Annotated in this window: 7 protein-coding genes; 6 read left to right on the forward strand and 1 reads right to left on the reverse strand. The window is 75.3% G+C overall.

The genetic code is table 11. The annotated features are described in order from the left end of the window. Nucleotides 1-86 precede the first annotated feature (86 nt). From ACI79A_RS15230 to ilvC, 5 genes are all read left to right on the forward strand, one after another. Entirely contained in the window at nt 87-2,018 is a 1,932-nt protein-coding gene (locus ACI79A_RS15230; protein ID WP_457084579.1) for a putative bifunctional diguanylate cyclase/phosphodiesterase, read from the forward strand. Then, nucleotides 2,015-4,780, forward strand: a complete 2,766-nt coding sequence (locus ACI79A_RS15235) for a putative bifunctional diguanylate cyclase/phosphodiesterase (RefSeq protein WP_457084581.1) — start codon at nt 2,015-2,017, stop codon at nt 4,778-4,780. Before ACI79A_RS15230 ends, ACI79A_RS15235 begins: the two co-directional genes overlap by 4 nt. A 271-nt stretch (nt 4,781-5,051) precedes the next feature. After that, on the forward strand, nt 5,052-6,986 hold the full coding sequence (locus tag ACI79A_RS15240) for an acetolactate synthase large subunit (protein ID WP_457084583.1): 1,935 nt from the start codon (nt 5,052-5,054) through the stop codon (nt 6,984-6,986). Then, a complete protein-coding gene (ilvN, locus tag ACI79A_RS15245; RefSeq protein ID WP_457084585.1) occupies nt 6,986-7,513 on the forward strand; it encodes an acetolactate synthase small subunit in 528 nt (175 codons plus the stop codon). Before ACI79A_RS15240 ends, ilvN begins: the two co-directional genes overlap by 1 nt. A gap of 22 nt (nt 7,514-7,535) precedes the next feature. Beyond that, nucleotides 7,536-8,606, forward strand: a complete 1,071-nt coding sequence (gene ilvC, locus ACI79A_RS15250) for a ketol-acid reductoisomerase (RefSeq protein ID WP_457084587.1) — start codon at nt 7,536-7,538, stop codon at nt 8,604-8,606. 178 nt (nt 8,607-8,784) lie between these two features. On the opposite strand, the gene ACI79A_RS15255 is transcribed toward ilvC, so the two are convergent. Beyond that, on the reverse strand, nt 8,785-9,528 hold the full coding sequence (locus ACI79A_RS15255; protein ID WP_457084589.1) for a hypothetical protein: 744 nt from the start codon (nt 9,526-9,528) through the stop codon (nt 8,785-8,787). Nucleotides 9,529-9,702: 174 nt separating this feature from the next. On the opposite strand from ACI79A_RS15255, the gene serA reads away from it, so the two are divergent. Beyond that, complete coding sequence (gene serA / locus ACI79A_RS15260) at nt 9,703-11,316, forward strand: phosphoglycerate dehydrogenase (RefSeq protein WP_457084591.1); 1,614 nt, start codon at nt 9,703-9,705, stop codon at nt 11,314-11,316. Nucleotides 11,317-11,454 lie beyond the last annotated feature (138 nt).

Below are 11,454 nucleotides of genomic sequence, written 5' to 3' on the forward strand. Positions count from 1 at the left end.
CGCCCGGACCGCCTGCCGCCCCCATGGGGTGAGACCCGTCCGGCGAGCCGTTCGGTCGGGCGGGTCCGGGGCCGACAGTTCCCGGTGTGGAGGAGACGCGCCGGCGCGCACCCGGCTGGTGGCCGCCGGCTGCCCTGGGGCTGATCGGGCGGGCCACCGGCCTGCTGCTCGGTGCCGCCGTCGCCGCGGTCGCCCTCGCCCTCCTCGCCGGTCTCCTGCCGTCCCGGGCGGCCGGAGCCGCGCTGCTCGGCTGCCTGGCCCTGGAGCTGTGGCGCCGTCGGCGCGCCGCCCGGGACCGGCCCCGGGCGCTCGCCCGGCTGCTCCGCTCGGAGTCGTTCGCCCGGTCCCTGGTGCACGCCGGCAGCGATGCGGCGCTGGTCCTCGACGGCACGCTGCGGATCGCCTGGACCGCCAGCGGCCTGGCGACGACGACGGCGTGGGGCGCTCCGCTCACCGGCTGCCGCCTGGTCGACGCGGTGCACCCGGACGACGCGGCGGGGGTGGCCTCCTGGCTGACCGGCCCGGCGTCCGGCGGTGGCGGGCCGACCGGGCTGTGCACGTTCCGGCTGCCCGCGCCCGGGGTGGGCTGGCGGGTGCTCGAGGCCGGGGCCACCGACCTGCGCGCCGACGCGGAGGTGCGGGCGCTGGTGCTGCACTGCCGGGATGTGACCGCGCGCCGGGACCGGGAGCGGGAGCTGAACTCGCTGGCGTTCACCGACCCGCTCACCGGGTTGCCCAACCGGGCCGCGCAGCTGCAGGCGCTGGCGGAGCTGCTCGGCCGGCCGGGCCGCGAGGCCCGGGCCGACGAGGTGGCGCTGCTGGTCATCGAGGTGCAGGGGCTGCGGGAGGCCGGTGAGCAGGCCGGCCGGGACGTCGTGGACGTCGCCGTCGCCGAGGTCGCTCGCCGGCTGCGTGCCACGGTGCGCACGGGGGACCAGGTCGCCCGGGTCTCCACCGCGTGCTTCGGCGTGCTCGCGCACGGCACCGGCGACGAGCCCGACCGGCTGGCCGCACGCTGCCTGGCCGTCATCGAGGCGCCGATCGGCACCGACGCGGGGCTGGTCGACCTCACCGCCGCGGTCGGGGTGGTGCCGCTGCCCCCCGGGCTCACCGTCCGCGAGGCCAGTGACCGCGCCGACCTGGCCGTGCTCGACGCCCGCGCCGCCGGGCCGGGTTCGGTGCGCCGTTACCACCCGGGCTTGACCGCCACCCGGGACCGCCGCGACCGGCTGCGCCGTGACCTGGTCGGTGCCCGCGAGCGCGGCGAGCTCACGCTCGTCTGGCAGCCCATCGTGGCGCTGGCCGACCACCGGGTCACCGGGGTGGAGGCGCTGCTGCGCTGGCGGCACCCGTTGCACGGGGAGGTGCAGCCCGAGGAGTTCCTGCCGGTCGCCGAGCGCGCCGGTCTGCTGGTGGAGCTGCAGCGCTGGCTGCTGCACTCGGCCACCGTCGACGTGCAGCAGCTGCCCCAGCACGGCCCCGCGCCGCTCCGGCTCGGGGTCAACGTCTCCGCCGCCCACCTGGCCGCCGGCACGCTGGTCGGAGACGTCACCGCGGCCCTGGCCCAGAGCGGCCTGGCCCCCGAGCGGCTCGTGGTGGAGATGCCGGAAGCGGCCCTGGACGGGTCGCACGTGATCGACGACGTGCGGGCGCTGCGGCTGATGGGGGTGCACCTGGCCCTCGACGACTTCGGCAGCGGCCGGTCCGCCCTGCCGCGGCTGGGCCAGCTCCCGGTCGACGTGCTCAAGCTCGACCGGGCGATGCTGGCCGCCGTCGACCGGGACGCCTACACCCGGGTGGTGTGCGAGTCCGTCGTCGGCCTGGGGGCGTCGCTGGGCATCGACGTGGTCGCCGAGGGGGTGGAGACCACCAGTCAGCTCGCCGTCCTCGAGGGCATCGGCTGCGGCTACGCGCAGGGGTTCCTGCTCTCCCGGCCGGTCTCCCTCGGCGCTCTCGCCGAGCTCCTGGACGCCGGCTCGGGCCTGCTGTGGCCCGGGCTCGTGGGACGGGCGGGGTGACCGTGCTCCCGGCCGCGCGGTGGCGGGCGAGCGCCGCGCTGCCGGCGGCGGGGGAGTGGCCACGCACCGCCGTCCTGCTGCTGCTGGCCGTCGTCGCCGGTGGCGTGGCCCTGCTCGCCTCGCTGGTCCCCGGGCGGTCGGCGCACGCCGGTCCGCTGGTGCTCGGTCTGGCCACCCTGGTGCTGGGCGCGCTGGTGCACCGGCACGGCCGCCGCCCCGACGCCGTCTCCGCCGACGTCTGGCGCACCGTCGCCGTGATCGTCGGGCTGCTCGGGCTGGGGCAGGTGGTCCGCGGGGTCACCGGCGCGGGGATCAACCCGACGGCGCTCGGCCCGGGCGACCTGGCGCTGGCCGCCACGGCGCCGGTGACGCTGCTGCTGTGGTCGCGGCTGGCCCGTGCCACAGGCAGCCGGTTCCGCGCCTCGGTGGCGCTGGACGCCGCGGTCGCGCTGGTCGCGCTCGGCGTGCTGGCCGAGGTGCTGCTGCCGACGGTCGGCGGACTCGACGCCGACGGCGTCGACCGGCTGTTGGTCGCCGGCTACCCGGCGCTCGGCGCGGTGCTGCTGGCCGGTGGGCTGGTCACCTTCGCGGCCGTCGGCCCGGCCCGGCGGGCCGCGGCCGGCTGGCTGCTGCTGGCGTTGGGCTCGCTGGCGGTGGCCGTGGTCAGCGGATCGATCGCCGCCGTGCACCCCGCGCCCGGCTGGGACGTGCTGACCGCCACGACCCTCCTGGGCATGCTCGCGGCCACCACCCTGGCGCTGGAGGCCGACCCCGGCCCGGGCGCCGACGAGGGCGCCGACCCGGTGACCACGCCGCTGCTCGGGGTGCTGGTCAGCTACTGCCTGGCCTTCGGGGTGGTGCTGCTGCTGCTCGTCGGCTGGGCCGGCGGGCGGCCGGTCAGCGCACCGGAGGCGCTGGCCACCGGGCTGCTCCTGGCCGCCACCCTGGTCCGGACGCTGCTCTGGGCCACCGACGCCACCCGGCTCACCCACCAGGTGCTGCGCACCGAGGCCTACTTCCGCACGCTGGTGCACAGCGCGGCGGACATCACCATCGTGCTGGACCAGCGCGGCGACATCACCTGGGCCTCCGGCGCCGGCCAGGGTCCGGGGGCCTGGGCCGCGCGGGACCTGGAGGGCCGGCCGCTGCTGGACTTCGTCCACCCCGACGACCGTGCCGACCTCGTGCGCGTGCTGGCCACCGCCGACCTCGAGGACTCCCGCGGCCGCTCCTTCCGGCTGCGCACCCGGGACGGGGGCTGGCGGCCGTTCGAGTCGGTCCGGGTCATCCCGTCCGCGGCGCTGCACGCCGCCCCCGAGGGCGCCCCGCGCGGCACGTCCCGGAGCGGGAACGGCCTGGTGCTCCACCTGCGCGACGTCGACGGCCGGCGCGCCGGCGAGCTGGAGCTCGAACGGCTGGCCTACACCGACTACCTGACCGGGCTGCCCAACCGGGCCCGGCTGATGGCGGCCCTGGCCGGGGCGCGCAGCCGCGCCGCCGGGGGCGAGGCCGCCTGCCTGCTGCTGCTGGACCTGGACGGGTTCAAGGCGGTCAACGACATCGCCGGGCACGAGGCGGGTGACCTGCTGCTGGTCGAGGTCGCCGACCGGTTGCGCGCCACCGTCCGCGACGGGGACCTGGTGGGCCGGCTCGGCGGCGACGAGTTCGCGGTCGTCGTGCGCGGTGGGCTGTCCGAGGCGACGGCGCTGGCCGAGCGGGTCGTCACCGAGCTGGCGGGGGTGCACCGGTCGGTGCCGACGCCCGGCGCGGACCCGGACCTGGTCTTCGACGTCTCCTGCAGCGTCGGGGTGACCGTGCTGGACCCGGCCGACGAGGTGTCGGCGACCATCCGCTCCGCCGACCTGGCGCTGCGCGCGGCCAAGGCGGCCGGCAAGGGCTGCGTGCGCCGCTCCGGGGAGGCGGCCGACAGCGCGACCGGACGGCGCACCCGGCTGGCCAGGGACCTGCCCGACGCGCTGTCCCGCGGTGAGCTGCGGCTGGAGTACCAGCCGGTCGTGGGCACCGTGGAGCGGCGCGTGCTGGGCCTGGAGGCGCTGGTGCGCTGGGACCACCCCGTGCTCGGCGCGGTCCCGCCGGCGGAGTTCGTCCCGCTCGCGGAGGACGACGGGCTGATCGTCCCGCTGCAGCGCTGGGTGCTGGAGCAGGCCACCGCGGAGCTCGCCGGGCTGCTGCGCCAGGGGCGGGACCTGCAGCTGGGGGTCAACATCAGCGTCCGGCACCTGCAGTCGGGCAGCCTGGTCCCCGACGTCGCGGCGGCGCTGGCCCGGGCCGGGCTGCCGCCGCACCGGCTCATGCTGGAGGTCACCGAGTCGCTGTTCCTCGGTCAGCCCGACCGCGCCGACGGCGACCTGCAGACGCTGCACGACATGGGCTGCGTCATCTCCCTGGACGACTTCGGCCGCGGCTACTCGACGTTCGCCTACCTGACCCGGCTCCCGGTCGACGTGCTGAAGATGGACCGGGAGTTCCTGGCCGGCATCGAGTCCGACGAGCGCAGCGCCGCCCTCGTGCACACGGTCATCGAGCTGGGCCGGCGGCTGTCCATCGACGTGGTCGCAGAGGGGGTGGAGAGCCCCGGGGAGCTGGCCGCGCTGCAGGCGCTGGGCTGCCGGTACCTGCAGGGCCACCTGCTCGGGCGGCCCGTCGCCCCCGCCGAGCTGGCCGCGGCGATCGACGCCTTCGACGCCGGCCTCCTCGACGGTCACCCGGCCGCCGTGACCGGCGGGCCCGCGGCGCCCTGACCGTCGTCCCACGTTCGCCGCGACCACTGTCCACTCAGTGGGACGCCGTTGTTGACGCCCGGGCGGGAGGGGCGCAGAGTGGTCCCGTGCCCCGCACCCGTCTGCTCCGTGCTCCTGGTCTCGTAGCGATCCGCTAGCGCGCCGGTCCCTCCCGACCGACGCGCCACCCCTCCGTGCCACGGCACGAGGGGTTTTTTGTTGGCCGGGCACCGCTCGGCCGGACCATCGAGCGCCGCCGCAGCACCCCACCCGCCCAGGGAGATCGTCGAAGATGAGCACCAGCACCGGCCGCACCGCTGCAGCCCCCGGTCCCACCGCTGCGCCGGGAGCCGGTCCCGCACCGGCCACGCCGGTCGCCCCCACCGAGGCCGCCGCCGCGGCCACGCTCGGCGTCGAGGCCACCGAGCGGTCGATCGCCGAGGCCGCCGCGGAGCCCGCCACCGGGATCACCGGCGCGCAGAGCCTGGTCCGCGCGCTCGAGGCGGTCGGGGTCGAGGTCGTCTTCGGCATCCCGGGCGGGGCGATCCTGCCGGCCTACGACCCGCTGTTCGACTCCGCCGTCCGGCACGTGCTGGTGCGGCACGAGCAGGGCGCCGGGCACGCCGCCACCGGGTACGCCCAGGCCACCGGCCGGGTCGGCGTCTGCATGGCGACCTCCGGGCCGGGGGCGACCAACCTGGTCACCCCGCTGGCCGACGCCTACATGGACTCCGTGCCGGTGGTCGCCATCACCGGCCAGGTGCCCAGCGCGGCGATCGGCACCGACGCCTTCCAGGAGGCGGACATCCGCGGCATCACGATGCCGATCACGAAGCACAACTTCCTGGTGACCGACCCGGCGGACATCCCGCAGGCGATCGCCGAGGCCTTCCACCTGGCCGGCACCGGCCGCCCGGGCCCGGTGCTGGTCGACATCAGCAAGGACGCCCTGCAGGCGACCACCGACTTCAGCTGGCCGCCGCGGATGGACCTGCCCGGCTACAAGCCGACGACGCGCCCGCACGGCAAGCAGGTGCGCGAGGCGGCGGCGCTCATCGCCCGGGCCAACCGGCCGGTGCTCTACGTCGGCGGCGGCGTGCTCAAGGCCGGTGCCAGCCCCGAGCTGGCCGAGCTGGCCGAGCTCACCGGCGCCCCGGTGGTCACCACCCTCATGGCCCGCGGCGCGTTCCCCGACAGCCACCGGCAGAACCTGGGCATGCCGGGCATGCACGGCACCGTCGCCGCGGTCACCGCGCTGCAGAAGTCCGACGTGCTGGTCGCCCTCGGCGCCCGCTTCGACGACCGGGTCACCGGCCAGCTGTCGAGCTTCGCGCCGGAGGCGCAGGTCGTGCACGCCGACATCGACCCGGCGGAGATCGGCAAGAACCGCAAGGCCGACGTCCCGATCGTCGGTGACGCCAAGGAGACGATCGCCGAGCTGGTGACCGCGCTGCGCGCCGAGCAGGCCGCCGGCCGGACCGCCGATCTGAGCGCGTGGTGGGCGCAGCTGGACGACTGGCGGACCCGGTACCCGCTGGGGTACGACTGGCCCGAGGACGGCGCCCTCTCCCCGCAGTACGTGATCGAGCGGCTCGGTGCGATCGCCGGGCCCGACGCGATCTACACGTCCGGGGTGGGGCAGCACCAGATGTGGGCCGCCCAGTTCATCCGCTACGAGAAGCCGGGCACCTGGCTCAACAGCGGTGGGCTGGGCACCATGGGCTACTCGGTCCCGGCCGCGATGGGTGCGAAGTACGGCTGCCCGGGCACCACGGTGTGGGCCATCGACGGCGACGGCTGCTTCCAGATGACCAACCAGGAGCTGGCCACCTGCGCCATCGAGGGCATCCCGATCAAGGTCGCGGTGATCAACAACGGCAACCTCGGCATGGTCCGGCAGTGGCAGACCCTGTTCTACGAGGGGCGCTACTCCAACACCCACCTGAACACCCACGGCGGCAAGCCGGGCTCGGGCCGGCCGGTGCGCATCCCGGACTTCGTCGCCCTGGCCGAGGCGCTGGGCTGCGTCGGGCTCCGCTGCGAGAGCAAGGACGACGTGGACGCGGTGATCGAGAAGGCTATGGCGATCGACGACGCCCCCGTGGTGATCGACTTCGTCGTCGGCTCTGACGCGCAGGTGTGGCCGATGGTCGCCGCCGGGGCGAGCAACGACGAGATCCTGGCCGCGCGCGACGTGCGCCCGGTCTTCGGGGAGGGGCAGGTCTGATGCCACGACACACGCTCTCGGTCCTGGTGGAGAACAAGTCCGGCGTGCTCGCCCGGGTCTCGGCGCTGTTCAGCCGGCGCGGGTTCAACATCGAGTCCCTCGCCGTCGGCCCCACCGAGAACCCGGACCTGTCCCGGATGACGATCGTGGCCGAGGCGGAGAGCCAGCCGCTGGAGCAGATCACCAAGCAGCTGAACAAGCTGATCGAGGTGATCAAGATCGTCGAGCTGGAGTCCGAAGCCGCCGTCCAGCGCGAGCTGCTGCTGGTCAAGGTCCGCGCGCCGATGGCCGACCGCGTCCAGGTGCTGCAGACCGCGGAGCTGTTCCGCGCCCGGGTCATCGACGTCAACACCGAGACGGTCACCCTCGAGGCGACCGGCACGCCGGACAAGCTGCAGGCGCTGCTGGCCGTGCTCGCCCCGCTGGGGATCAAGGAGATGGCCCAGTCCGGCACGGTCGCGCTGGCCCGCGGCCCGCGGTCGATGAGCGGTGCCGGTACCTTGCGCCCCGTCGAGCGCTCCGCGTAACCGATCCGAGCTTCCCGCCAGGATGGCCGTTCTGGCGGTCCCCCAACTGAAGGAGAGCATCACCCGCATGGCCGCCGAGATCTTCTACGACGACGACGCCGACCTCTCGATCATCCAGGGGCGCACCGTCGCCGTCCTGGGCTACGGCAGCCAGGGGCACGCCCACGCGCTCTCGCTGCGCGACTCCGGCGTCGACGTCCGCGTCGGCCTGCCCGAGGGCTCGAAGAGCCGGGCCAAGGCCGAGGCCGAGGGGCTGCGCGTGGTCACCCCCGCCGAGGCCTCCGCCGAGGCCGACCTGATCATGATCCTGGCGCCGGACCACGTGCAGCGGAAGCTGTACGCCGAGTCGGTCGAGCCCAACCTGCAGGCCGGTGACGCGCTGTTCTTCGGCCACGGCTTCAACATCCGGTTCGGCTACATCAAGCCCCCGGCCGACGTCGACGTCGCCATGGTCGCCCCCAAGGGCCCCGGGCACCTGGTGCGCCGGGAGTTCGCCGACGGCAAGGGCGTGCCCTGCCTGATCGCCGTCGAGCAGGACGCCAGCGGCAAGGCCCAGGCGCTCGCGCTCTCCTACGCCAAGGCGATCGGCGGCACCCGGGCCGGCGTCATCAAGACCACCTTCGCCGAGGAGACCGAGACCGACCTCTTCGGTGAGCAGGCGGTGCTCTGCGGTGGCATGTCGGCCCTGGTCACCGCCGGGTTCGAGACGCTCACCGAGGCCGGCTACCAGCCGGAGATCGCCTACTTCGAGTGCCTGCACGAGCTGAAGCTGATCGTCGACCTGATGTACGAGGGCGGCATCGCCAAGCAGCGGTGGTCGGTGTCCGACACGGCCGAGTACGGCGACTACACCTCCGGCCCCAAGGTCGTCGACGCCCGGGTCAAGGAGTCGATGAAGGACGTGCTCACCGCCATCCAGGACGGTTCGTGGGCCGCGGCGTTCATCGCCGACCAGGACGCCGGTGCCCCGGACTTCCAGGCCAAGCGGGCCGCCGCCGAGGCGCACCCGATCGAGGCCACCGGCCGCCAGCTGCGCGGCCTGATGAGCTGGGTGTCGGCCAGCGACGACTACACCGGTACCGCCGCGCGCTGACGAAGGGGGAAGGTGGAAGGACCCCTCTGCCCCCCACGCCTCGCAGGCTCGGCGCGGGACCCTGCAGAGGGGCCATGCCCCCACGCCTCGCAGGCTCGGCGCGGGACCCTGAGGGGTGGCCGCTCCAGCACCGCACGCACGACGGCCCCCGCAGCAAGCGCTGCGGGGGCCGCCGTCGTCACCGGCGGGCGGCGCGCCGGGCGCGGTGCGCGGCGAAGTACTCCGCTGCCGGGCGCAGGCACAGCAGCACCAGGATGGCCAGCGCCCCGAGGAAGAGCACCAGGGAGAAGACCAGCGCGCCGCCGGTCCCCGGCTCCCCGGAACCGGCGGTCGCGACCGTGGAGACCAGGACGAAGCCGGTGGTCACCACCGAGATCGACGAGCCCACCAGCAGCAGCACCCGGCTGCGGCCGCGCAGCGCCAGGACGCCGCCCCACACCATCAGCACCGTCCAGGCCAGCGCGACCACGCCCACCACCACGAGGACCCCGCGCACACCGTCGAGCTCGTTCGAGTCCAGCTCGCCGCCCAGCGTGGGGTCGGTGGCCAGCGCCGCGTCGACCAGGTCGTCGATGAAGGCGCCACCGGCGAAGAAGGCCAGGGCGACCAGCACGCCCAGCGAGGCGTAGACGAAGGCCAGCACGGCCGCGGTGACGACCGCACCGGGCCGGGCAGGCGGCAGGCCCGGGTCGACGCCGCCGGGAGCGCCGCCGTAGGGCCCGTACCGGCCGTAGGCCGGCTGCTGGCCGTACTGCCCCCAGGGCGCCTGCTCGGGTGCCTGCTGGGGTGACTGGCCGTACGGCCCCCAGGGCGACGGCTGCGGTGACTGGCCGTACTGCCCGTAGGGGGACGGCTGGCCGGACTGCGGCTGCTGGCCCCACTCGGGCTCCTGCCGGCCGGGGACGTCCGGGTCGTTGCTCATGATCTCCTCCGCACGGGCCGGTGGCACCGGCGCTGCGGTCAGGATGGCGGCGCCGGACGGCGGGGGGCAAGCAGCCCCACCCGGTCGCCTGACGCGCCCGACCGGCGTCCACCCAGTGGGACCGGCGACACCGGCCCGACCAGCGGGGCGGCCGCGCTCCTAGGCTGTTGCCCCGTGACCGCCACCACGCCCGGGACAGCGCCCGTCGTCCTCATCGCCGAAGAGCTCGCACCCAGCGTCCTGCAGGTGCTCGGGGACGACGTGGAGATCCGCCACGTCGACGGCGCCGACCGCGCCGCGCTGCTGCCGGCGCTGGCCGAGGCCTCCGCCGTGCTCATCCGCTCCGCGACCCAGATCGACGCGGAGGCGCTCGCCGCGGCCCCCCGGCTGAAGGTCGTGGCCCGGGCCGGCATCGGTCTGGACAACGTCGACGTCCCGGCCGCCACCGAGCGCGGTGTGCTGGTGGTCAACGCGCCGACGTCGAACATCGTCAGCGCCGCCGAGCACGCGGTGGCCCTGCTGCTGGCCGCCGCCCGGCACATCCCGGCCGCCGACGCCTCGCTGCGCGCCGGGAAGTGGGCCCGGTCGAAGTTCACCGGCGTCGAGGTCACCGACAAGACCGTGGGCGTGGTCGGGCTCGGCCGCATCGGCGTGCTGGTGGCCCAGCGGCTGGCTGCCTTCGGCGTCACCCTGATCGCCTACGACCCCTACATCCAGCCCGGCCGTGCGGCCCAGCTCGGCGTCCGGCTGGTGAGCCTGGACGAGCTGCTGCGCGAGTCGGACTTCATCACCGTCCACCTGCCGAAGACCCCGGAGACCCTCGGGCTCATCGGTCGCGACCAGCTGGCCGCCACCAAGCCCGGCGTGATCATCGTCAACGCCGCCCGCGGCGGGCTGGTCGACGAGGCGGCGCTGGCCGAGGCGCTGCAGTCGGGCCAGGTCGGCGCGGCGGGCATCGACGTCTACGCCAAGGAGCCGTGCACCGACAGCCCGCTGTTCGGGCTGCCCAACGTCGTCGTCACCCCGCACCTGGGCGCCTCCACCACCGAGGCGCAGGACAAGGCCGGCACCGCGGTGGCCCGCAGCGTGCGCCTGGCGCTGCAGGGCGACTTCGTGCCCGACGCGGTCAACGTGCAGGCCGGTGGCGTCGTGGCCGAGGACGTGCGCCCCGGGCTGCCGCTGGCGGAGAAGCTGGGCCGGGTGTTCACCGCCGTGGCCGGTGGGCTCGCCCAGTCGGTGCACGTCGAGGTGCAGGGGAAGATCGCCGAGTACGACGTCTCGGTCGTCCAGCTCGCCGTCCTGCGCGGGGTCTTCACCGACGTCGTCGAGGAGCCGGTCACCTACGTCAACGCCCCGCTGCTGGCCGACCAGCGCGGCCTGGACGTGGGGCTGTCCAGCAGCACGGAGAGCCCGGACTACCGCAACTTGATCAGCATCCGCGGGGCGATGGCCGACGGCACGGAGGTCGCGGTCTCCGGCACGCTGTACGGGAAGAACCAGGTGCCCAAGCTGACCGAGGTCAGCGGCTTCGACCTGGACCTGACCGCCGACGGGTACCTGCTGTTCTTCGTGTACGCCGACCGGCCCGGGGTGGTCGGCGCCGTCGGTGCCGCGCTGGGGGAGGCGGGGATCAACATCGCCGGCGCCCAGGTCAGCCGGACCACGCAGGGCGGGGACGCGCTCATGGCGGTCACCGTCGACAGCCCGGTCAGCGGCGAGCTGCTCGCCGACATCGCCGGCCGCATCGGCGCCCGCCAGGTACGGGCCGCGGACCTGAACCCCAGCTGATCCCACCGCGACCCCCGAGGCCGCGCCGTCCGACCCGGACGGCGCGGCCTCGCTGCGTCCGGGGTGTGAGGCATCCGGGCCGGGAGGCGTCCAGGTCCGGGGGCGCTGTTCGCGACACCCGGCGGGGTCGTTGAGCGT

The organism is Modestobacter sp. SYSU DS0657, assembly GCF_054050925.1.

What these genes read in the sequence shown, in the direction of transcription:
- ACI79A_RS15240 (WP_457084583.1), top strand. Translation starts at nt 5,052, where the DNA reads ATGAGCACCAGCACCGGCCGCACCGCTGCAGCCCCCGGTCCCACCGCT.
- ilvN (WP_457084585.1), top strand. Translation starts at nt 6,986, where the DNA reads ATGCCACGACACACGCTCTCGGTCCTGGTGGAGAACAAGTCCGGCGTG.
- ilvC (WP_457084587.1), top strand. Translation starts at nt 7,536, where the DNA reads ATGGCCGTTCTGGCGGTCCCCCAACTGAAGGAGAGCATCACCCGCATG.
- ACI79A_RS15255 (WP_457084589.1), bottom strand. Translation starts at nt 9,528, where the DNA reads ATGAGCAACGACCCGGACGTCCCCGGCCGGCAGGAGCCCGAGTGGGGC.